The organism is Aquibacillus halophilus (assembly GCF_009649745.1).
In the GTDB taxonomy this organism is placed as follows: Bacteria; Bacillota; Bacilli; order Bacillales; family Amphibacillaceae; genus Aquibacillus; species Aquibacillus halophilus.
Window position 1 is genome coordinate 94,219 of sequence record NZ_WJNG01000018.1, and the last position, 22,348, is coordinate 116,566.

At 36.7% G+C, this 22,348-nt stretch carries 20 protein-coding genes and 1 other annotated feature; of the genes, 14 read left to right on the forward strand and 6 right to left on the reverse strand.

All coding sequences use genetic code 11. The annotated features are described in order from the left end of the window. Positions 1-2: 2 nt before the first annotated feature. The 4 genes from menD to GH741_RS19215 all read left to right on the forward strand — a co-directional run bounded on the left by menD (position 3) and on the right by GH741_RS19215 (position 4,994). Positions 3-1,745 carry a 2-succinyl-5-enolpyruvyl-6-hydroxy-3-cyclohexene-1-carboxylic-acid synthase gene (menD, locus tag GH741_RS19200; protein ID WP_153738381.1) on the forward strand — a complete coding sequence of 581 codons (1,743 nt, stop codon included), beginning with the start codon at positions 3-5 and terminating at the stop codon, positions 1,743-1,745. Between the two features lie 6 nt (positions 1,746-1,751). After that, positions 1,752-2,558, forward strand: a complete 807-nt coding sequence (gene menH, locus GH741_RS19205; protein ID WP_338079573.1) for a 2-succinyl-6-hydroxy-2,4-cyclohexadiene-1-carboxylate synthase — start codon at positions 1,752-1,754, stop codon at positions 2,556-2,558. Positions 2,559-2,569: 11 nt separating this feature from the next. After that, complete coding sequence (gene menB / locus GH741_RS19210; RefSeq protein WP_153738382.1) at positions 2,570-3,388, forward strand: 1,4-dihydroxy-2-naphthoyl-CoA synthase; 819 nt, start codon at positions 2,570-2,572, stop codon at positions 3,386-3,388. A gap of 136 nt (positions 3,389-3,524) precedes the next feature. Continuing rightward, a complete protein-coding gene (locus tag GH741_RS19215) occupies positions 3,525-4,994 on the forward strand; it encodes an o-succinylbenzoate--CoA ligase (protein ID WP_153738383.1) in 1,470 nt (489 codons plus the stop codon). An 804-nt stretch (positions 4,995-5,798) separates the two neighbouring features. Here the strand turns inward: GH741_RS19215 and GH741_RS19220 are convergent. Continuing rightward, positions 5,799-7,049: a Y-family DNA polymerase gene (locus GH741_RS19220; protein WP_153738384.1), complete on the reverse strand. Its 1,251-nt coding sequence runs from the start codon at positions 7,047-7,049 to the stop codon at positions 5,799-5,801. A 290-nt stretch (positions 7,050-7,339) separates the two neighbouring features. On the opposite strand from GH741_RS19220, the gene GH741_RS19225 reads away from it, so the two are divergent. Next, positions 7,340-8,176, forward strand: coding sequence for an ABC transporter ATP-binding protein (locus GH741_RS19225; protein ID WP_153738385.1), 837 nt, complete (start codon positions 7,340-7,342; stop codon positions 8,174-8,176). Positions 8,177-8,307: 131 nt separating this feature from the next. On the opposite strand, the gene GH741_RS19230 is transcribed toward GH741_RS19225, so the two are convergent. Beyond that, the gene (locus GH741_RS19230) at positions 8,308-8,574 is read right to left on the reverse strand and encodes a DUF6154 family protein (protein WP_153738386.1); all 267 of its coding nucleotides are present in this window, start codon (positions 8,572-8,574) and stop codon (positions 8,308-8,310) included. Positions 8,575-8,687: 113 nt separating this feature from the next. On the opposite strand from GH741_RS19230, the gene GH741_RS19235 reads away from it, so the two are divergent. The 6 genes from GH741_RS19235 (at position 8,688) to asnB (ending at position 14,381) form a co-directional block, all read left to right on the forward strand. After that, positions 8,688-9,011 (forward strand): hydrolase, encoded by a 324-nt coding sequence (locus GH741_RS19235; protein ID WP_153738387.1) that lies wholly within the window; start codon positions 8,688-8,690, stop codon positions 9,009-9,011. A gap of 190 nt (positions 9,012-9,201) precedes the next feature. Next, complete coding sequence (locus tag GH741_RS19240) at positions 9,202-9,786, forward strand: hypothetical protein (protein ID WP_153738388.1); 585 nt, start codon at positions 9,202-9,204, stop codon at positions 9,784-9,786. Positions 9,787-9,810: 24 nt separating this feature from the next. Next, on the forward strand, positions 9,811-10,287 hold the full coding sequence (ytkD, locus tag GH741_RS19245) for an RNA deprotection pyrophosphohydrolase (RefSeq protein WP_420809417.1): 477 nt from the start codon (positions 9,811-9,813) through the stop codon (positions 10,285-10,287). Positions 10,288-10,418: 131 nt separating this feature from the next. Then, positions 10,419-10,799 (forward strand): thiol-disulfide oxidoreductase DCC family protein, encoded by a 381-nt coding sequence (locus GH741_RS19250; RefSeq protein ID WP_153738389.1) that lies wholly within the window; start codon positions 10,419-10,421, stop codon positions 10,797-10,799. Between the two features lie 282 nt (positions 10,800-11,081). After that, on the forward strand, positions 11,082-12,284 hold the full coding sequence (metK, locus tag GH741_RS19255; RefSeq protein WP_153738390.1) for a methionine adenosyltransferase: 1,203 nt from the start codon (positions 11,082-11,084) through the stop codon (positions 12,282-12,284). Between the two features lie 192 nt (positions 12,285-12,476). Continuing rightward, positions 12,477-14,381, forward strand: a complete 1,905-nt coding sequence (gene asnB / locus GH741_RS19260) for an asparagine synthase (glutamine-hydrolyzing) (RefSeq protein ID WP_153738407.1) — start codon at positions 12,477-12,479, stop codon at positions 14,379-14,381. On the opposite strand, the gene GH741_RS19265 is transcribed toward asnB, so the two are convergent. Next, entirely contained in the window at positions 14,371-15,255 is an 885-nt protein-coding gene (locus tag GH741_RS19265) for a C39 family peptidase (protein WP_153738391.1), read from the reverse strand. The two genes, asnB and GH741_RS19265, sit on opposite strands and share 11 nt — an antisense overlap. Before the next feature lie 81 nt (positions 15,256-15,336). Beyond that, the gene (locus GH741_RS19270; protein ID WP_153738392.1) at positions 15,337-15,849 is read right to left on the reverse strand and encodes a gamma carbonic anhydrase; all 513 of its coding nucleotides are present in this window, start codon (positions 15,847-15,849) and stop codon (positions 15,337-15,339) included. A gap of 114 nt (positions 15,850-15,963) precedes the next feature. Between GH741_RS19270 and GH741_RS19275 the strand changes: the two genes are divergently transcribed. Beyond that, positions 15,964-17,031, forward strand: coding sequence for a tetraprenyl-beta-curcumene synthase family protein (locus GH741_RS19275; RefSeq protein ID WP_153738393.1), 1,068 nt, complete (start codon positions 15,964-15,966; stop codon positions 17,029-17,031). Between the two features lie 39 nt (positions 17,032-17,070). Here the strand turns inward: GH741_RS19275 and mnmM are convergent, their stop codons facing one another. Further along, positions 17,071-17,637 (reverse strand): tRNA 5-(aminomethyl)-2-thiouridylate-methyltransferase MnmM, encoded by a 567-nt coding sequence (gene mnmM / locus GH741_RS19280; RefSeq protein WP_153738394.1) that lies wholly within the window; start codon positions 17,635-17,637, stop codon positions 17,071-17,073. Continuing rightward, positions 17,631-18,593 carry a tRNA modification radical SAM protein MnmL/YtqA gene (gene mnmL / locus GH741_RS19285; RefSeq protein WP_153738395.1) on the reverse strand — a complete coding sequence of 321 codons (963 nt, stop codon included), beginning with the start codon at positions 18,591-18,593 and terminating at the stop codon, positions 17,631-17,633. Before mnmL ends, mnmM begins: the two co-directional genes overlap by 7 nt. 146 nt (positions 18,594-18,739) lie before the next feature. On the opposite strand from mnmL, the gene GH741_RS19290 reads away from it, so the two are divergent. Both GH741_RS19290 and leuS read left to right on the forward strand, forming a co-directional pair. Continuing rightward, positions 18,740-19,021, forward strand: a complete 282-nt coding sequence (locus tag GH741_RS19290) for a DUF2524 family protein (protein WP_153738396.1) — start codon at positions 18,740-18,742, stop codon at positions 19,019-19,021. Between the two features lie 116 nt (positions 19,022-19,137). Further along, positions 19,138-19,352 (forward strand) — a binding site (T-box leader). A 120-nt stretch (positions 19,353-19,472) separates the two neighbouring features. Then, complete coding sequence (gene leuS, locus GH741_RS19295) at positions 19,473-21,890, forward strand: leucine--tRNA ligase (protein WP_153738397.1); 2,418 nt, start codon at positions 19,473-19,475, stop codon at positions 21,888-21,890. Positions 21,891-22,348: the final 458 nt, after the last annotated feature.

Below are 22,348 nucleotides of genomic sequence, written 5' to 3' on the forward strand. Positions count from 1 at the left end.
ACATGAACAATGAGGCACTTACAAGATATGTAGCAAACTTTGTTGATGAGTTGTACAGAAGCGGACTGACCGATGTAGTAATTTCCCCTGGTTCAAGGTCAACTCCTTTAGCAATGACATTCGCAGAGCATCCAAATATCCAACATTGGGTTAATTTGGATGAACGCTCGGCAGCCTTCTTTGCGTTGGGTATGGCAAAGCAACAGAATAGAGCTGTGGCAATTGTTTGTACATCAGGTACTGCAGCTGCTAACTACTATCCTGCTATTGTTGAAGCTTATTATAGCAGAGTGCCATTGCTAGTTTTAACTGCGGATCGTCCCCATGAGCTACGTGATGTAGGGGCGCCACAAGCCATAGAACAAATTAAAATGTATGGGGAATACGTTAAGTGGTTTCACGAGATGGCTCTGCCAGATGACACCCCATCGTTATTAGAGTATGTAAGAGGTAAGGCATCTCGCTCGATTAATACAGCTGTTGGCGGCAACCCTGGTCCAGTTCATCTTAACTTTCCATTCAGGGAACCACTACTTCCTGATTTTTCAATTAACGATTTATGGGGAGAACAGAACGTTTCAGCCTATCATTACTATTCTGATGGTGAGCGTCGACTGAATGAAGGACAGTTGGACTTTTTGATTTCGCAGATTGCTGAATATCAAAATGGCATTATTGTTTGTGGTCCTCAAATGAGCGATGGGCTTGTAAAAAAAATTATTGAGCTCTCTAAGTGTTGGTGTTTACCAATATTTGCAGACCCTTTATCACAGTTGCGTGCTGGAAAGCACGATAAAGAAAATGTTATTGAAGGTTATGATGCCATATTAAAAAGCAAACAAATTAGGGACAAGTTGAATCCCGACTTTATTATTCGATTTGGTGCTATGCCTGTTTCAAAACCCTATCTATTATTTTTAAAAGAGAAAAAAAACACGTTACATTTTGTTATAGAACACCATGAAGGATATCGTGAGCCTGTTGGTCTACCAGCTCAATTTATCTTTGCGGATCCGATCCTACTATGTCAGGATTTGATGTCCAGTGGACGACTTTCCTTTGACCAAAACTGGTTAAAAACAATGTTAAACATGAATGAAGTGACTAAACAGTCTTTGTTACAAGAGACATCAGAGCAAGTATTTACAGAGGGGCATATAATTAAATATTTATCTGAATCAGTGCCAGATCAAAGTATTATTTATGTTGGGAATAGTATGCCGATACGTGACATGGATACCTTTTTTATGAATACTCCTAAGCAACTTAAAATTGTAGCTAATCGCGGGGCTAATGGTATTGATGGTCTGACATCCAGTGCGCTTGGTGCGGCCGCTCATGGAGAAAAAGTCACATTAATAATTGGCGATTTATCCTTTTTCCATGATTTTAACGGGCTTCTTTTAGCTAAACAATATAGAGTGAACCTGACAGTAGTTTTAATTAATAACAATGGTGGGGGAATTTTTTCATTTCTTCCTCAAGCAACTAATAATACTGAGCATTTTGAAGTGTTATTTGGGACACCCATGGACATAGATTTTGAGCATATTGTCACGATGTATGGTGGAAATTACTCCAATCCAACCTCATGGTCTGAGTTTCAACAGCTACTTGCTCAAAGTCATCAACAAGCAGGTTTGTCTGTTATTGAAGTCCAAACAAATCGTTCTGAGAATGCTGAATGGCATAGACAAAAATGGATACAAATAGAGAAGGAACTACTTGCACTGTTTGAAGGGTGAAAAATTGTGTATTATATAATAAATAAAAAAGAATACTGGATAGAATCATGTGGAACAGGAACACCAGTTGTGTTCCTACATGGATTTACAGGGAGTAGTAGTACTTGGGCTTCTTATATGAATACTTGGAAAAATAATTATAAGGTTATTGCTGTTGATTTGCCTGGGCATGGTAAAACAAAGATAGTAGAGCCAGTGAGAATAGAAGAATTTTGTGAGGACTTAGACATTATTCTTGATTTGATGGACATTGACAATGTTCACCTTATTGGTTATTCAATGGGTGGCCGTGTGGCTCTTTCGTTTGCTCTAACTCATCCCAAACGGGTTGCATCATTAACTCTAGAAAGTGCATCACCGGGTCTGGTAGAATCCAAAGAACAATTGGCAAGACAGACTAAGGATGAAGTGTTAGCAAAGAAAATTGAGGAACAGGGTATTTTGAAATTTGTAGATTACTGGGAGACCATTCCCTTATTTGCCAGTCAAAATAACTTGTCTGATCCTGTTCGTTTTGCAATTAGGCAAGAGCGATTGAGTCAATCTCCTGCTGGTTTAGCCTCATCACTAAGAGGAATGGGAACTGGGAAACAGCCTTCATGGTGGGAAAAACTACCGACCTTGTCTAGCCCTGTTTTACTTGTTGTAGGTGAATTAGATAAAAAGTTTGTTGGAATAGCTAGACGAATGGACAAATATATAGGCACTAGTACCCTTAGAATTATATCTCAAGCAGGACATGCAGTTCATGTGGAACAATCACAAATTTTTGGTACAATAGTAAATGAATTTATTAAACAATGTATTGAATAGGAGGAAAAATTATGGCAGTTGAATGGATCAACGAACGTAAATATGAAGATATACTATATGAAACAAACGATGGGATTGCAAAAATAACTATTAATCGTCCAGAGGTTAGAAATGCTTTCCGCCCAAAAACGGTCAATGAATTAATAGATGCGTTTGCGTATGCAAGAGATGATTCAGGTATTGGGGTTATTGTACTCGCAGGAGCAGGAGATGATGCTTTCTGTTCTGGAGGTGACCAAAAGGTTCGAGGCCACGGTGGTTATGTTGGGGATGATCAAATTCCACGTTTAAACGTGCTTGATTTACAACGCTTAATCCGTGTGATTCCGAAACCAGTTATTGCTATGGTTTCTGGTTATGCTATTGGTGGAGGTCATATATTACATATAATTTGTGACTTAACAATTGCTGCAGATAATGCTATTTTTGGACAAACAGGTCCTAAGGTTGGAAGCTTTGATGCGGGATATGGTGCTGGTTACTTAGCTCGAATTGTTGGACACAAAAAGGCTCGTGAAATTTGGTTCCTATGTCGTCAGTATAGTGCCCAAGAGGCGCTAGATATGGGACTAGTTAATACAGTTGTTCCTCTTGACCAGTTAGAAGCAGAAACAGTTCAATGGTGTGAAGAAATTTTAGAAAAATCTCCAACAGCGCTACGTTTCTTAAAGGCGTCACTTAATGCTGATACTGATGGTCTAGCTGGATTACAACAAATGGGTGGGGACGCAACACTACTCTATTATACAACGGATGAGGCAAAAGAAGGGCGAGATGCGTTCAAAGAAAAGCGCGATCCTGACTTTAAGCAGTTTCCAAGGTTCCCATAATCACCACAATTAAATAAGGCATAAATAAAGGCCATTACACCATTGTGTTTTGGTCTTTGTTCTATTTTCGAATATGTTGGATGTTGAAAATAGTTGGGAAATCAAGCGCTAAAAAGGATAGGAGGGGACCTGAGCTATGGTTGAAGTCATCCCGCATTGGTTAGATAAACAAGCAGAATTATCACCGCATGAGACAGCAATTGAGATTCCAAACCAACATGTAGTTACCTTTCACCAGTTGAGGGATGAGTCTAGACGTTTTGCAAGAAAGTTATCAAATAAAGGAGTTTCAGAAGGGGATCATGTTGCAATTCATTCTAATAATTCTCTCGATATGGTTCTAGGACTACATGCACTCTCCTACTTAGGAGCCGTTGCTATTTTATTAAATACAAGATTATCTGAAACAGAACTAACGTATCAGCTAACGGATGCTAACGTCTCTTTAGTGCTGACTTCCGTTGAAGCTAAGCAATTTATTGCAACCGTAAATCAATCATATCAAATATGTACCTTTGAGCAAGTTCACCTGCATAATGAATTAGCTATTTCTTTAAAGAAAGAACTGAATTTAGATGAGTTATTTACAATTATATATACCTCTGGTACAACAGGATTTCCAAAAGGAGTTCAACATACATACGGGAATCATTGGTGGAGTGCCATTTCTTCTGCATTAAATCTCGGTTTAGATCACAACGATAAATGGCTTGTAGCGTTACCACTATTTCATGTTGGTGGTTTATCTATTTTAATAAAAAGTGTCATTTACGGAATGCCTGTTTACTTAATGGAAAAGTTTGATGTCGAACAAGTAGATCAGGGAATTAAAATTGACGGAGTTACAATTGTTTCTGTTGTTTCTGTTATGTTAGAAAGATTAATTGATAAATTAGGTGAGAGTAAATATCCTGCTAGTTTCCGCTGTATGTTGCTTGGTGGTGGTCCAGCTTCTCAGACGCTGTTAGAAAGAGCGAAAAAAAATGATATTCCAGTTTTTCAGACTTACGGTATGACAGAAACCTCCTCGCAAATTGCAACTCTAAGTCAAAAGTATGCATTAACTAAAATCGGTTCCGCAGGCAAGTCATTGTTTCCAGCACAGCTTCGGATATGGAAGAATGGCAAAATTGCGGTTGAGTCTGAAGTAGGAGAAATTCAAGTGAAAGGTCCAATGGTGTCCAGAGGTTATTATAATAACGAAATTGCTAACCAAAAAACATTTGAAAATGATTGGCTAAAAACAGGCGATTTAGGCTATTTAGACCAAGAAGGCTTTCTTTATGTGATCGATCGTCGTAAAGATTTAATTATTTCTGGTGGCGAAAATGTTTATCCGGCGGAAATAGAAGGTGTATTGGCAGCAGTACCTGGTATCAAAGAAGTAGGAGTTATTGGTAAACAAGATGATGAATGGGGGCAAATCCCGGTAGCGTTTGTTGTACGTATAAACAAGGAACTAAGTATAGAAGAGATTCTAACATATTGTAGAAAGCATTTAGCAAAATATAAAATTCCTAAGGAAATCTACTTTGTACCCTCTTTACCTAGAAATGCATCGAGTAAATTAGTAAGGTATAAGTTAGAAGGTTTATTGAAGAAATGAGAATGAATACCAGAAAAATCAGTTGAATCATAGAAGATAAGCCTTACTCTTAGATAAAGGCTCTTTCGTAAGTTTTGTTGCTATTGCGTAGTTGATATAAAAAGCGTCGTAACTTCTGCATCGATTTGCTTTCTTTTACACTAGTTAAATCGGTGCTATACTACCGTTTCGGCAGAATACTTCGCTTTCCATGGGCACGACCTCAGCCTCCTCAGAATCAAAGAACGATTCTTCCGGGGTCTTCGGAACGCGCTGTTCCCATAGGAGTCTACGTATTCTGCCTCCACTAGTAATGGTGTTCTGATTAGCGATAGTAAAAACCCATAATCATTAAGTTTCCATGGACACTGCTCTAATTGAAAGGGAGTGTTTATCAGCAGCTTAGAATAGCTTCTGTTTAAGTGAACTGAACTCCATGAAAAGTTTATTTCGTGAAATATTATTACTTACTAATTTGAAAATTTCATTGCGTAGAGGTTTATATTTTTTTATGAGTTTTAGTGTATTTACAACGCTAGTAATGTTAATAACTCCGCTTATATGATGATTGGAGCGAAGGGCAGTCGACTCCTGCGGGAAAAGCGACGGCTGAAAATCCCGCAGGAAGCGGTTTTCTTCCGAGGAAGTTGAAGCGTTGCCCGCGGAAAGCGACTGCCCGGAGCGCAAATCACCATAACAGTTACGACGTATTTTATAGATTTTGTGTCATAAACAACAATCTTTTAGAAAGCAACCTAGATGGCAGGGAAAAAGTAGGAACTAGATACTCATTTATTTAATTCCTATGTAAAAAGTGAAAAATAGTTATGCCTTATGTCCACCTATTTTTTGACTTCGATCTATTGTTACCCCAATATCGGTGAAACTAGTTGCTCTTAAAAGGGCAGTTGAACCAAATCGGTCTCTAATTTGATCCATTGCATAGCCAATGTCTTGTTTCTTTGTTCTATCTTCAAATAAATCAAGTTGTGTGTCCTGATCATCATGTAAGTTACCTAATGTTACAAATACTCTGCGTACTTTACTGTGCCCATCGTAAAATTGATTAAATAGTTGCATGCAAACATGATAAACATCGAGTGTTATGTTTATTGGTAAATACACTGATTTCGATCGGCTAAAACCGCCACCTGTTTCCTGTGAATAACCAATACCTAAATGAATCGTCCGACCAGCTTTTGCAGCGGTTCTTGCTCGCCGACACACTTCCTCAGCTAGGTCTAGAATACATGCGTAAACTTCATCCCCTTGATAATCTCTCAATAGAGTAATCCCATGTCCAAATCCTTTTTGACTTTGTTTTTGAAAGTCTCCTAGAACTGGACTAAGATCGATTCCCCAAGCATGCCAGTAGAGTTGTTCACCCATAACGCCAAACCTTTTCTTGAGCCGAGTTAGTGGGTAGTTGGCAAGGCTTCCTAATGTAACAATACCCATACGATTAAGGTTTTGCATCATTCGCTTGCCAATCCCCCATATCTCTTCGACAGGGATGGGCCAAAGTTTTTCTGTTACATCCTCATAAGTACATTCTGCAATTCCGGCTTTCTTTGCATACAAGTCCATGACAACCTTTGCCAAAAATTTATTATCACCAATCCCAATAGAACAGTTTAGTCCCATAGTATCGTATAGTTCTTGTTTAATTAGTTGAGCAACATTCCAACGACTTCCGTAAAGTTGTTTTAAACCATTAACAGTTACCCATAATTCATCGACAGAATATTGATGGACGGCTTCTTTCGGTACATATTGATTAACTAACTTTGTAATCTCTACAGATACTTTTAAGTAATCCCCCATTTTTGCTTCGACCACATGGATGGCAGGATCATCGGGTAATTCAAAAAAACGACTAATATTTTTGACACCGTGCCGTTTTTTTAGCTCTGGTGAAGCGGCAAGGATAATACTTCCAGCTCTTTTTTTGTCGCCAACAACAGCTAGCATAGTTTGCATAGGATTAAGTCCTCTCTTGACACATTCTACACTGGCATAAAATGACCTCATATCAATACAGAGAATATCATTTCGAGGAAAATTATTATAATTCATCGTAAACTCACCTCGCGGAACATACGTTCGTTTTTATTATAGTATAACTTGAATACATCTATTTAAAAAGTGTTAATTAATCCCATTCAGTAGAAAAAGCTTAGCAAAATCCTGAATAATACAGCAAAAAGACACAAATAAAAAACTTTATTGAGAAAGATTATCAAAATCATTGACGCGAGGACATAAACCAAATAAACTAGAAGCAGAGTAATTAAACGACATGAGAATGATTCTCATTTTTAAAATAATGTGTTGGAATTAAGGCGCTTGTAGGGGAGAGAGTACAGATGGAGACATTAACAGCTAAGGATTTAACCCTTGGATACGGTGAGGAAATTATTATTGATGATCTCAATATTGCTATTCCCAAAGGAGAAATCACGGTTTTCATTGGTGGAAATGGTTGTGGGAAATCAACATTGCTTCGATCAATGGCACGCCTTTTAAAACCAAAAGAAGGTGGCGTTGTACTTCACGGGGAAGATATTGCTAAGATGCCTACAAAAGAAGTAGCTCGAAAACTTGCTATTCTTCCACAAAGCCCTGTTAGTCCAGAGGGTTTAACTGTTTATGATCTAGTTAAACAAGGAAGACATCCATACAAAAGTATGTTTAAAAAGTGGTCTCAAGAAGATGATCAGGCTGTTAATGAAGCCTTAAAGTCAACGAATATGATTGATTTACAAGAACGATCAGTGGACTCCTTGTCCGGTGGACAACGTCAACGTGCATGGATAGCGATGACACTTGCTCAAAAGACAGATACTATTCTTTTAGATGAACCAACTACCTATTTAGACATGACTCATCAAATTGAAATTTTGGATCTTTTATTTGAATTAAATGAGCGTAATGGTAGTACTGTTGTCATGGTATTGCATGATTTAAATCTTGCCTGCAGATATGCACATCACATAGTAGCTATAAAGGATAAGAAGGTATATGCACAAGGAAAACCAGAAGAAGTCATCAGTTGTAACATGGTTCATGATGTATTCCAAATGAAGTGTGATGTTACGTATGATCCGATGTTTGGAACTCCAATGTGTATACCGCATGGTAGAGGTCGTTGCTTAATTAAAAATGCCGTGGCGGAATCATATAAAACTGCAACTGCTCATTAAAATAAATATGCTAAACCTCATCAACTTGTTGGTGAGGTTTTTTTGTGGATAAGAAAGTAAAATTCCGTACTCAACTTAATGTATATTTTTTAAGGGCTATAACAAGTCATCTGTAGATCACTAGACCCGAGTCACTGAACTTTCTTCCAGGTCATATTACCATCAGAATCCTCAGTTGTCGAAGAAGTATTTTTCAGTTTTACTTCGATGTCTTCTCTCAAGTAATTAGTCAGTATCTTATTCAGTTCTTCCTTATTACATCGTTGAACAAGTTGTAATAAATCATTGTGATCCATTTGTTCAAGTATAGATTGTACAAATAGTTCTAATGAATCATCATGTTCATTGTTATTGAAGTGTTGTAGATATAGTTGTAGTACATCGTCAGCAAATCTCATTTTATCATCCCTTCAAATTTTAGTGGTCTTTGAACATACCTTATGCAAAAAGAATGAAAAGTTGTTCATAAATCTTATCTAATGGAGAAAATAAAAGGGTAGGAGGGTGAAAAATGGAAAAGAAAAAGTATTTTGTAAACATAGGAACTCAGGAAATATCCCAAATTGAGGTTGGGAACAACAAGGATTTTACAATACATGCCACAGATGAAGAAGTTTTTCAATTAAGAGAAAAGTTAACAGAAATGTACGATTCTGACATGGTTTCATTTTGGAGAGCGCATGTACCTTTTGTGCAATATCACAACGATGAATCGAATGATGAATACGATGACGGAATAAAAAAAGTCTTTCAAATGATCCATGACCTAGGGGATGAGAGTACAATGGAGCACATTGAAAGCATGGGAGTCTTGGACCAAGGGGGAAAAATGTAGTCTCAAATTAACCTTATCCTAATAATAATATGGATAAGGTTAATTTTATGTTTTTGAAACTTTTTTACTGTTCATACGTCTAATAAAGTAAGTATTTATTTGGAATTAAGCAAAATATTAATACAAATGTTTGAACTTATATTCAAAAAAGGTATAGATATAATAAGAACATAGAAGGGGGTAGACAGATATGAAAAATATCTTGAAATGGATAACAATTATTGTTTTGCCATTATTAGTTATGACTTCACAGACAACAAATGTCGATGTCGTGTCTGCCAGTAAAGAGAGTATAACTACACATGAAACAGCAACCAAAGGAATAGAACAGAAGAAAACAGTCGAAGCTGACCAAGAGGTAATTTCGAATAACAAGGAAGATCAAGGAAATGTTGAATTAACCCATGAAGAAATAATTGAACTAACTGATCAATTTATGCGTCTATTAGTTCAAGAAACGGACAAGAACTATAAAGTGAAAAATTATCAAACCAAAGATGCTCTTATCAAAGATTTTGAATCGATTGTTGAAAAAACTGTAGCTGTGAAATATATCGACTTTTATTATCAACAAAAAGAAGATGGTCTGTACATTTTACCAACGGAAACTCCGCCATGGTTTCAAAAAAAATCAGAATATGAGATGATGTATTTAGATGAAAATAAGATGAAAATAATACAAACAAATGAAAGTGACTTGTATGGAAAATACACAATAGAACTTGTGCTAACATTTGATGAAAGATGGAGAATTTCCAATACAGTACATTCATAATTGACAAAAGGTAGCTGAGTGAAAGTGAAGATATTTAATGATTATTATAATAATGAGGTTAAGCTATCATTTGAAGACCATCCATTTACGCAACACCCTAAGCACGTATGGGTTATATGTCGATTTCAAAATCAGTGGCTATTAACAAAGCATAAAGATCGTGGAATAGAGTTTCCAGGTGGTAAAGTGGAACTCGGAGAATCAGCTGAAGAAGCGGCAATTAGAGAAGTGGATGAAGAAACAGGAGGTGTTGTTAACCATATTACTTATGTGGGGCAATATTACGTTTCTGGAAAAAGTGGTAATGTAGTAAAGAACATTTACTTTGCGAATGTTAAGGAAGTAATAAAACAATCGACGTACTATGAAACAGATGGACCTATTATTTTAGCTGAGTTGCCTGATAAAATAAAAACAACTCCAGAATTCAGTTTTATGATGAAAGATGGAGTTCTGCCGAACAGTCTTACTAAAATCTATCAACTTACAGAATTTAACTAACAACCTTGCTCTGTATAATTCGGAGCAGGGTTGTTGTTTTAAATACATGTAGTTGGCCCGGTATTTTTGTCTATCAGGCCTGTCAGGATTACTAATATAGCTTTAAATATCTGAAATAAAGGAGATTGATAATGAATCAAGCAACAGTTTTATATGATGAAACCTGCTATTTATGTCAGCAAAGCAAAAAAATCATACAATTAATTGATTGGCTCCGAGTGTTTGAGTGGCAGTCTTTACAAACGTATAGTGGTAATCACATTCTTACAGACGAGCAATTGAGTGAAATGGAGGGTGAAATCCACCTTATTACAAAGAAAGACAGCGTGCTTGTGGGATACTTTGCAGTTAGATACATTTTGTTGCGATGTCCAATTACAGTTATAATAGGTCTTCTTATGTATATACCGAAATCACCAAAAGTTGGTGTACCTGCCTATCGTTGGGTTGCGAAGAATCGCTATCAATTGTTTAAGAAAAAATGCAAAGGAGTTTGTAAAATACCCAAGTAATTTGGTTTGATTTAATTGACATTAGACAAACCTTTCGATACGATAAAATTCGAGCGGAAACTCTTAACTCTTATCCAAAGAAGGCATTTGACCTTCCTTTTACTTTTTTGCAAACACATGGTTTTATGTGAAATTTCACTTGTGATTAATTTTTTAAAAACTCATAATTGAATTAGCAATAGTAAACACTTAAAATAGATGAGTATTACTTGCCTTATAATTTCCTAATACAAGGAAAGAGAAATTCCGTATTATAAGATACATGAAGGAGGATTTAGCAGAATGGCTGCAAATCGTCGATTATTTACATCAGAATCTGTAACAGAAGGACATCCAGATAAGATTAGTGACCAGATCTCTGATGCCATTCTAGATGAAATTTTAAAACATGATCCATATGCTCGTGTAGCATGTGAAACAACAGTAACCACTGGCTTAGTATTAGTGGCTGGTGAAATTACCACGTCAACTTATGTGGATATTCCGAGCATTGTACGTAAAACAATTAAAGAAATCGGTTATACTCGAGCAAAATATGGTTTTGATTCAGAAACCTGTGCTGTGTTAACTGCAATTGATGAACAATCACCAGATATCGCTGGTGGGGTGAATAAGGCTCTAGAATCTCGCGAAGGAACAATGACTGAGAGTGAAATTGATTCAATTGGGGCTGGTGATCAGGGATTAATGTTTGGGTATGCAAACAACGAAACACCTGAGTTGATGCCACTACCAATTTCATTAGCACACAAAATTTCAAAGAGGCTATCAGACGTACGTAAAGATAATACCTTAGACTATCTACGTCCAGATGGTAAAACCCAAGTAACAGTAGAATACGACGAGAACAATAAACCAGTTAGGGTTGATACAATTGTAATATCTACCCAACACCATCCTGAAGTAGAGCTAAAACAAATTCAGGCGGATTTGAAAGAACATGTTATTAATCCAATTGTTCCTAAACATTTACTTGATGAAAATACAAAGTATTTCATCAATCCTACTGGGAGATTTGTTATAGGTGGCCCTCAAGGCGATGCTGGTTTAACTGGTAGAAAAATTATCGTCGATACTTATGGTGGTTATGCGCGTCATGGCGGCGGAGCATTTAGTGGTAAAGACGCAACGAAAGTAGACCGCTCTGCAGCGTATGCTGCGCGTTATGTAGCTAAAAATATTGTTGCCTCTGGATTGGCTGACTCCTGTGAGGTTCAACTCGCTTATGCAATAGGTGTAGCTGAGCCGGTATCTATTTCCATTGATACATTTGGATCAGGAAAAGCTAGCGAGGAAAAACTAGTGGCAGCAGTAAGAGCTTTGTTTGACTTAAGACCTGCTGGAATTATCAAGATGCTCGACTTAAGACGACCTATCTATAAGGATACTGCAGCTTATGGTCATTTTGGGAGAACAGATATTGAATTCTCTTGGGAGAAAACAGATAAAGTAGAAGATATTAAGAACTATATTGCAAAAAATTGATTGTCCTGAGAAAAAGATCATGCCACCTGTAAAAGGCATGATCTTTTTCTGTTTTTATTTAAATGACTGAGACTTTTCTAATAGAAAGAACGACTAATAAGAGTAGGGTGTTTAGCGATGATTTTGCATATTTTTTGATTTGGATTTATGATATACTCGTTAGGATGTAAAGAGAAAGAGAGGCAAAAAATTATGTGTGGTTTTATTGGAATGATTCGAAATCATGCTCAGTTACCTGGACAGGACAATCAAGATACGTTTCAACAACGAAACAACCTTATTGCTCATAGAGGACCTGATGATGAAGGATATTTTCATGATGAATATATTTCTTTTGGATTTAGACGATTAAGTATTATCGATATTGAGAGTGGACATCAACCATTCAACTATGATGATGAACAATTCTGGATGGTTTTTAATGGAGAAATATATAACTATGTTGAATTAAGAGAACAATTAATTGAAAAAGGATATACATTTAAAACAGAATCAGATACGGAAGTTATTATTGCTATGTTTAAAGAACATAGAACAGAAGCATTTAAACATTTAAGAGGAATGTTTTCTGTTTTAATATGGGATAAACAAGAACAAGTTCTATACGGAGTAAGGGATCCATTTGGGATTAAACCGTTATTTTATAGTGAGACAGAAGAGGGTACATATTTTTCCTCTGAAAAGAAGACTATAACCCTGTTTCAAGAGAAAGAAGAGGTAAGTACAGCGGCACTGCAACACTATTTAAGTTTTCAGTTTGCTCCAGAACCGTTAACATTAACTGAAGGAATCTATAAGGTGGAGCCAGGACACTTTTTCATTAAAAAACCAGGAGAATCAATTGAATTTCACCGTTACTGGCACGCGACCTTTAGTCCAGTATTAATGGAAAAGAAAGACTGGATTAAACGTATTCAAGATGTTATGTATGATTCGGTTAAAGTTCATATGAGAAGTGATGTACCGGTAGGATCATTTTTATCGGGTGGGATAGATTCATCTATAATTGTTGCCATTGCAAAAGAGTTTAATCCGAACCTGAAGACATTTTCAGTAGGATTTGAGCGCGATGGGTATTCTGAAGTTGATGTAGCAAAAGAAACTGCAGATAAATTAGATGTAGAAAATATATCGTATATGATAACGCCAGAAGAATATGTTCAAAAGCTACCCAAGATAATGTGGCATATGGACGATCCGCTTGCTGATCCTGCCTGCGTTCCATTGTATTTTGTGGCAAGAGAAGCGAACAAACACGTAACAGTGGTACTATCTGGTGAAGGTGCGGATGAATTGTTCGGGGGATACAACATTTATCGAGAGCCTGAATCGTTAAAAATTTTCCAATCTATACCAACCCCGGCCAAAGAGTTGCTTTCCCGTGTTGCAAATGTTTTACCAGAGGGTGTGACAGGAAAGAGTTTCTTAGAGCGAGGAACGACTCCTTTAAAGGATCGTTATATTGGAAATGCCAAAATGTTTGAAGATCAAGAAAAGAAACAGATTTTGAAGAAGTATCATTCTAATCTAACTTATCAACAACTAACAGAAGAATTATATCAAAATGTTAGCGAATATCATCCTGTAAATCAAATGCAATATATTGATATTCATACATGGCTTCGTGGAGATATTTTATTGAAAGCAGACAAGATGACAATGGCTAATTCCTTAGAATTACGTGTCCCGTTCTTAGATAAAGAGGTATTTCAGGTTGCCAGTCAAATTCCTGTTAACCTTAAAATTGCAAATGGAACCACGAAGAGTATATTGAGAGAAGCGGCCAGAGGAATTGTACCGGATCATGTCCTAGATCGAAAAAAACTAGGTTTTCCAGTGCCGATTCGTCATTGGCTAAAAAAAGAGTTGTATAGTTGGGCGAAGACACTGATACAGGAAAGTGAAACAGATGATCTTATTCGCAAAGATGTTATTTTTAGGCTTCTAGAAGATCACTGTCAGGGTAAAGGGGACTACAGTAGAAAGATTTGGACTGTTTTGATGTTTATGCTCTGGCACCAAATTTATGTAGAACGAAAATTCTCGTTTGAAGAGTTAATGGAAGAAGATAAAACAAAAAGCAAGCTCACGGTGTAATTACCGTGATTGCTTGCTTTCCCATTTGCACCCAGGCTTCCTCGAAGCTCTTAAAGGGTGCTTTTCTTGTTTCAGCTAATATTGGATCATTAAAGTAGATGAATTCTTCATCGTAGCCAGTCACTAAAACGGAGTGTTCCCTCATTGTGATTTCAATAGGTCCATCATCTGTTTGCCACGTCTCAAATTCAGTTTCAGGTAACTCTTTATATAACGTATTCGTAATGATCCACACAGGACGATCTTGATTCAGGTGTTGTAATACCTCATAGAATGATCCACCACTGAAATCAAGCACCTGATCACCAAGGTATTGTTTTGCTAGCTCAGCTATTGGTTCATGGTAGACACCGAGGCCTGGATTTGAAAAAGAATACATGTCTCCAACAAAACCATTTGACGGGTTACCGAAGAAAATGCCGTCAGATGTGACCTTATAGGGAGTGTTATCCTTCTTTACTTTTTCTGCTAGTTCCATTTTTTCTACATCCACTTGAAAATATTGAAGTAACATAGCTAAACTGGTCACTTCACATCCTCGCGGTAGCTCGGGATGTTGTCCTACTATAGGAGCGTCAAGTCTAACGTCAGGGCGGAGTTGGACGAGTTCAACAGGTGGCAATACAATTTCTAATTCTGTTTCTGGTAGTTCAGTGGCATAAGTATAGGATTTATCGCTTTGATTTTTCAACCAATCATAGATAGTGGATTTTGAATTATAAAGTATAATACCAGTAACCATTAAACTTGAGAGTCCAAAAAGAATAATATATGTTTTTAAAGCACTTTTGTACACATATTGCAATGGAGTTCTCAGCAGATAGAATAATAATAATGTCATCAAAATAGTAAAAAACATTAAAAAGAAAAGCATAGTTACACTCCTCACCATTAGCCAGATTTATAAAAAAACATGAACAATAAATTTGGCTTTGACTACTTATGAAAAAAATAGTTAGTTTTGTAATTTTTTATAGTACTGGCCTTTTTCTACGTAAGATTCTTTGATTCGATTCATTTCTTTTATATCTTCATCGGTTAAATTGCGAATTACTTTAGCTGGACGACCAAAAGCGAGCGTTCTTGGAGGAATCTTTTTTCCAGGCGGAACGAGGCTACCAGCACCAATAAAGGCCTGTTCTCCAATTTCTGCCCCATCAAGTATAATGGAGCCCATCCCCACTAGTGCCTTCTTCCGAATAATTGCGGAGTGAAGTGTTACTTGATGTCCGATCGTTACCTCATCCTCTATAATTAAAGGCATATCCGGACTTTGGTGTAGTAAACAGAGATCTTGAACATTAGACTTTTTTCCAATATGTACAGGAGCTACGTCTCCTCTAATTACGGTTTTAAACCAAATACTTACTTCTTCCTCAATGGTTACATCACCTGTTATTACAACGTCGTCAGATATATAGGATGTTTCATGAATTGTTGGTTTTTTTCCTTTGTATTCGTAAAACATTTGAATCCTCCTCATTATTGTGGTGATATAATAAATAATACCATAAACGGTTATTATTAATTAGTGATATCTAAAGTAGAGCTTACCTTATATTAAGGAAACGAGGGAATCCATATGTACAGTATTCCGAAAACATCACCAATGCTAATGGGTTTTGTGTATCGAAAAATCTTTCCGCAAGTTAATGTTGAGTTGAACTATTGGAAAGATAGAGCAGAAAAAATTCCAAATCGAGAATTAAGAGCACAAGCTCTTGCAAGTTTAGAGTCAAAAAGATTTCATTGTCAGGGTGGTGCGGTTTACAGTATCTTGGCGGGTCATAGGTGGAAAGAAGCAATCCGATTTATAATTGCTTATCAAACGATTAGTGATTATTTAGATAATTTATGTGATCGCAGTACATCACTGGATCCAAACGACTTCAGTATGCTCCATCGATCAATGGAAGATGCATTAACAATTGGAAATCCAACTAATGACTACTATCAATATAGATGTGAGAAGGATGATGGAGAGTATTTATCAGATTTAGTGAAAACTTGTCAGCATAGCTTATGGCAAATCACGGATTATCAACATATTGAAGGTTATTTGCTTCAATTGGAACGCTTGTATGGTGATTTACAAGTACATAAACATGTAAAAGAGGATGAAAGAATCCCGAGACTGGAAAAGTGGTATTGTTCCTATAAAGAAAGTTGGCCATCCCTTAGTTGGTATGAATTCTCGGCTTCAAGTGGCTCCACATTAGGTATTTTCTGTCTTGTTTCGTATGGAATGGGCCAAGAAATGACAAAACAGCTCGCAAAAAGAATTTATGAAAGTTATTTTCCCTTTATGCAGGGTTTACATATTCTGTTGGATTACTATATTGATCAACAAGAGGATCGGATAGAAGGAGACTTGAATTTTTGTAATTATTACAATAGTAATGATCATATGAAAGAACGTTTACTGTTTTTTATTGAACAAGCCAATAAAAACGTCCAGCAATTACCGAATAAGCAGTTTCATGAGATGGTCCACAATGGATTAGTCGGTCTTTATTTGGCGGATCCAAAGGTGAAAGGACTTAAAAGTGGAAAAGAAATTACAAAAACATTGCTACAGGCAAGTGGATTTCAATCTTCCTTCTTCCATTTAAATATCAAATTATACAATAAATTAAAAGGAAGAAGTTAAAGGGGCCTAGATTGAGTTCTATACTAGGCCTCTTTTCAATTATTTTTTTTCAATTGCTAATACAAAAGGTGGGCTATTTTTCTGATTAATGAATCCATACCTTACTACATTGAATTTTTTTTGATCATACTTTCCTAGATGATTAAGTAGTTCTTCTTTTTCTAGCTCACCACCTGGATGGCCATGATAAACAACAAGCACAATAATTCCACCGGGTTTTAAAAAGCTTCCAATTACTTCGATAGCAGAAATAGTACTTTCAGGTTTTGTGATGATTTCTTTGTCACTACCAGGTAGGTATCCTAAATTAAAAATAGCACCACCGATGCGCTCCCTTTGGTCCTCATTTAAATACTCGAGTATTTTATGATGGCTTTCTTGTATGAGGGTAACATTGTTTTTTGCCTCATTTTCTAATAGCTTTCTTGTATTATTTATTGCTTGTTCTTGGATGTCAAAAGCCAATACGTTTCCATCGCTACCTACTAAATTACTAAGAAATAATGAGTCATTTCCGTTTCCGCATGTTCCGTCTATCACCGTTTCACCAGGCTTAACTGAATTCTCTAAGAGTTCATGTGCATATGCAATTACCCTTTTTAACATGAGAACACCTTTTCTGTTGTGGTAAATAGTTTGCCTTGCCAGCTGTTACGGCGCTCCAATTCCTTATCAATTTCGTTTAAAACTTGCCATTTATTCATACTCCACATTGGACCAATTAATAGTTCAGGTGGACCATCACCAGTAATGCGGTGGATAATCATTTCTTTGGGGAGCCTTTCCAGTTGATCAACGACAAGCTTAATATATTCTTCCTTTGATAGAAATTGAAGAAGCCCTTTTTCGTACTGTTTAACCATTGGGGTCCCCTTAAGTAGATGGAGTAAGTGAATTTTAATACCTTGAACCTCCATCTTGCTTACAGCATTAACAGTTTCCATCATCATTTCAAAATTTTCGCCAGGTAGACCGTTAATAATGTGAGTGCATACTCTGATATTATGTTTTCTAAGCTTTGCCACACCATCTAAATAGCAGTCCATATTATGTGCTCGATTAATTAAATCAGATGTTTGTTGGTGAATCGTTTGTAATCCTAGTTCCACCCATAAATAAGTTCGACTATTTAATTCTGCAAGGTAATCAACGACATCGTCAGGCAAGCAGTCTGGGCGTGTAGCAATGGATATTCCGACTACTCCATCTAGTTTTAAGACGGATTCATACTTTGCTCTTAACTCTTCAACGGGTGCATGGGTATTAGTATATGCCTGAAAGTAGGCCATGTATTTACCATTTTTCCACTTATGATGCATCTTGTCTTTTATTTCATTAAATTGTGTTTTAAGGTCATCTGATCTGCTTCCTGCAAAATCTCCGCTGCCAGCAGCCGAACAAAAGGTGCAACCTCCATGTGCGACTGTACCATCACGATTTGGACAGTCAAATCCTCCATCAAGTGCTACCTTAAAAACCTTATGCCCAAATGTACTTTTTAAATGATAATTCCATGAATGATATCTTTTTTTATCAAAGGAAAATGGAAAAGGATTATTCATTGGTTAAACTCCTCTTTTTTATCTTACTTCATAATAAATTTAGTATTGCTTTATTGTAGCATGTCTAGAAAAGTTGCAAAAGTCGCGTAAATATCCTGAATGTATGTTAATCATCTTTTTGAGCATTTTAAAAATGAGGTGATTATTTGGCTACTAGACAATCTGTTGAAAATTTAATTGAAAAAGCAAACACGTACCTCTCAACTGCTCAGGAACAGTTGGAAATCACTAATCGCAATGGTTTTGAAGTTGATGAAGCGTATTCGCAATCCCAACAAAGTTTGGCCGAAGTTGAACAAGAGATTCAAAAAATGATGGATAGTGCGAACCATCAGCAAAGAGATCAACTCCATCGCTTACATCTAAAAGTAAGTAACTATATGAATGATATGGTATTAGATCAAATTGATTTAAATAAGTTTGAATAAATCCAAAAGGCCTCGTAAAGTACGAGGCCTTTTGGATTTAATGAGAAATAATATGTAAATGTGGCAAACCTTGACAAAGAGGAACGCTTTCTTTACAATACGATTACAATAACTAATGAACGACTTAGAGAAGGAATAGTAGTAGGGCTTCAAGTATAAGAGAGACAGTATATTGGTGCGAACTGTCCTTGAACTTTATGAACTCACCTTTGATGTTGCAGGGATGAAAAATAGGTAGTTCCTGCCGTTTTCCGCGTTAAGGATTCAAAGCGGGCGTATGAAAATTACGCTAAGTTGGGTGGTACCGCGGGAAAGATCTCTCGTCCCATTTTTGGGATAGGGGGATTTTTTTATATGGTGGGAACGTACGTTTCGTTTTCTGGAACTCTGGAACTTTGAATTAACTAAGAAACACAACAATTATATAGGTTAAAACGAGGAGGTAATTGCCATGTCATTTGATCACATTAAGATTGAAAAGAAATGGAGTAATCACTGGTTACAAAACAAGACTTTTAAAACGAATTCAGAAACGAATAAAGAGAAATTTTATGTATTAGATATGTTTCCATATCCGTCTGGTGCAGGGTTACACGTAGGGCATCCTGAAGGGTACACAGCTACTGATATAATTTCGAGAATGAAACGGATGCAAGGCTATGAGGTGCTCCACCCAATGGGATGGGATGCCTTCGGATTACCGGCTGAACAGTATGCGCTTGATACGGGTAATGATCCGGCAGAATTTACGAAAAAAAATATCGATACTTTCCGACGTCAAATTCAAGACCTTGGTTTCTCGTATGATTGGGACCGTGAGATTAATACAACAGATCCACACTATTATAAATGGACACAGTGGATATTCTTGAAATTATATGAAAAGGGATTAGCCTATATAGATGAAGTAGCAGTTAACTGGTGTCCTGCACTAGGTACAGTACTTGCTAATGAAGAAATAATTGATGGTAAAAGTGAACGGGGAGGACATCCAGTTGAACGTAAACCAATGAAACAGTGGATGTTAAGAATAACTGCTTACGCTGACCGTTTGCTTGAAGACTTAGAGGAATTAGATTGGCCAGAAAGTATTAAAGATATGCAACGTAACTGGATTGGACGTTCTGAGGGTGCAGAAGTTCATTTTGGCATTGATGAGCATGAAGATACATTTACCGTTTTTACAACTAGACCGGACACCTTATACGGTGCAACCTATGCTGTTTTAGCACCGGAACATCCGCTTGTTGAGAAGATTGTAACTAAAGATCAACAAAGCGCAGTGAAAAACTATATAGATAAAGTAAAATCAAAAAGCGACTTGGAACGTACAGATTTAGCTAAAGATAAATCTGGTGTGTTTACAGGAGCTTATGCCATTAACCCTGTTAATGAAGAAAAGCTTCCAATATGGGTAGCAGATTATGTATTAATGACCTATGGATCTGGAGCGATCATGGCTGTACCAGCACATGACGAACGTGATTATGAATTTGCAGAAAAATTCAATCTCGAAATCATTCCAGTGCTTGAGGGTGGGGACGTTGAAACAGAAGCATATACTGGTGATGGAAAACATATTAATTCAGGTTTTCTAGACGGACTTAATAAAGTAGAAGCGATTGAAAAAGTCATTAAGTGGCTTGAGGAAAATGGCAAAGGTGATAAGAAGGTAACTTACAGGCTAAGAGACTGGTTATTTAGTCGTCAACGGTATTGGGGTGAGCCAATTCCTATCACTCACTGGGAAGATGGAACAATGACAGGTGTTCCTGAAGAGGAACTCCCACTTGTGTTGCCTAAGACAACGGAAATTAAACCTTCAGGTACTGGTGAGTCACCACTTGCAAACATTGATAACTGGGTTAATGTTGTAGATCCAACAACTGGCATGAAAGGTCGACGTGAAACCAATACAATGCCACAATGGGCTGGTAGCTGCTGGTACTTTTTACGATTTGTTGATCCGAACAATAGTGAAAAACTTGCTGATTTTGATCTATTAAAGAAGTGGCTCCCAGTTGATGTTTACATTGGTGGAGCTGAACATGCAGTACTTCACTTGCTTTATGCTCGCTTTTGGCATAAATTTTTATACGACATCGAAGTAGTGCCAACAAAGGAACCTTTCCAGAAGCTATATAACCAAGGAATGATACTTGGGGAAAATAATGAGAAAATGAGTAAATCTAAAGGTAATGTAGTGAATCCAGATGAAATTGTAGAGAGTCACGGAGCAGATACATTAAGACTCTATGAGATGTTTATGGGACCTTTAGATGCTGCTGTTGCTTGGTCAACAAATGGTCTAGATGGTGCACGTCGTTTTCTAGATCGTGTATGGCGTTTATTTATTACAGATGAAGGCAATCTGTCTTCTAAAGTGGTAGATAGTGTCACGGAGGACTCTTTAGAAAAGGTTTATCATGAAACAGTAAAAAAGGTAACGGATAACTTTGAGGACCTTCGTTTCAATACAGGGATATCTCAAATGATGGTTTTTATAAATGAGGCATATAAAGCTGAAGAAATTTCTATTGATTATGTAGAAGGCTTAGTTAAACTACTATCACCAGTTGCACCACATCTAGCGGAAGAGTTGTGGGAAAAGCTTGGACATCAAAGCTCGATAACTTATGAGGCTTGGCCTGCGTATGATGAGGCAAAATTAGTAGAAAGTGAAGTAGAAATTGTAATTCAGGTGATGGGTAAAGTACGTGCCAAAATTCTAGTAGATAAAAATGCTTCGAAAGAAGACCTAGAAAAGCAGGCCTTAGAGAATGAATTAATTAAAGAAAGACTTGAAGGTAAAACTGTTAGGAAAGTTATTGCCGTACCAGGCAAGCTAGTTAATATTGTAGCTAATTAAGGATTACTGAATCCCTCTTATCTGATAAGGGGGATTCTCAATGTTTTTTTTGATAGATGCCTAATTAATATGAATAATAATATTCTAAAAAAGTGTTTAAATTAATTGAATAAGGGAAAACATAACTCTAGACTAATGGTTCTAGATTAATATAAGAATGTTGTTGACTTTTCGATTATATTACTGTAATATATTCCTTGCTGTCGCAATTAGTCACGCGTTGAAAAACAAAATAGCAGTAACCAAAAATTGGAATTGACTTAACAAGTCAACTCATGATACTATTTAGTTACTGTCGCTGATTGACAGATGGACAACTTGATCCTTGAAAACTGAACGAAACAACCAGTATGTGAAGTAAGAAATTAAGCTAGTTTTTTGAACGAGCAATCAAGCTCATAAACTTTATGGAGAGTTTGATCTTGGCTCAGGACGAACGCTGGCGGCGTGCCTAATAC

Bases quoted from the DNA above. Each gene is read 5' to 3' on its own strand.
- GH741_RS19270 (WP_153738392.1), bottom strand. From the start codon at position 15,849: ATGTTTTACGAATACAAAGGAAAAAAACCAACAATTCATGAAACATCC.
- GH741_RS19240 (WP_153738388.1), top strand. From the start codon at position 9,202: ATGAAAAATATCTTGAAATGGATAACAATTATTGTTTTGCCATTATTA.
- metK (WP_153738390.1), top strand. From the start codon at position 11,082: ATGGCTGCAAATCGTCGATTATTTACATCAGAATCTGTAACAGAAGGA.
- menD (WP_153738381.1), top strand. From the start codon at position 3: ATGAACAATGAGGCACTTACAAGATATGTAGCAAACTTTGTTGATGAG.
- GH741_RS19215 (WP_153738383.1), top strand. From the start codon at position 3,525: ATGGTTGAAGTCATCCCGCATTGGTTAGATAAACAAGCAGAATTATCA.
- leuS (WP_153738397.1), top strand. From the start codon at position 19,473: ATGTCATTTGATCACATTAAGATTGAAAAGAAATGGAGTAATCACTGG.
- asnB (WP_153738407.1), top strand. From the start codon at position 12,477: ATGTGTGGTTTTATTGGAATGATTCGAAATCATGCTCAGTTACCTGGA.
- GH741_RS19235 (WP_153738387.1), top strand. From the start codon at position 8,688: ATGGAAAAGAAAAAGTATTTTGTAAACATAGGAACTCAGGAAATATCC.
- GH741_RS19230 (WP_153738386.1), bottom strand. From the start codon at position 8,574: ATGAGATTTGCTGACGATGTACTACAACTATATCTACAACACTTCAAT.
- GH741_RS19275 (WP_153738393.1), top strand. From the start codon at position 15,964: ATGTACAGTATTCCGAAAACATCACCAATGCTAATGGGTTTTGTGTAT.
- GH741_RS19220 (WP_153738384.1), bottom strand. From the start codon at position 7,049: ATGAATTATAATAATTTTCCTCGAAATGATATTCTCTGTATTGATATG.
- mnmM (WP_153738394.1), bottom strand. From the start codon at position 17,637: ATGTTAAAAAGGGTAATTGCATATGCACATGAACTCTTAGAGAATTCA.
- GH741_RS19225 (WP_153738385.1), top strand. From the start codon at position 7,340: ATGGAGACATTAACAGCTAAGGATTTAACCCTTGGATACGGTGAGGAA.
- menB (WP_153738382.1), top strand. From the start codon at position 2,570: ATGGCAGTTGAATGGATCAACGAACGTAAATATGAAGATATACTATAT.
- mnmL (WP_153738395.1), bottom strand. From the start codon at position 18,593: ATGAATAATCCTTTTCCATTTTCCTTTGATAAAAAAAGATATCATTCA.
- GH741_RS19265 (WP_153738391.1), bottom strand. From the start codon at position 15,255: ATGCTTTTCTTTTTAATGTTTTTTACTATTTTGATGACATTATTATTA.
- GH741_RS19250 (WP_153738389.1), top strand. From the start codon at position 10,419: ATGAATCAAGCAACAGTTTTATATGATGAAACCTGCTATTTATGTCAG.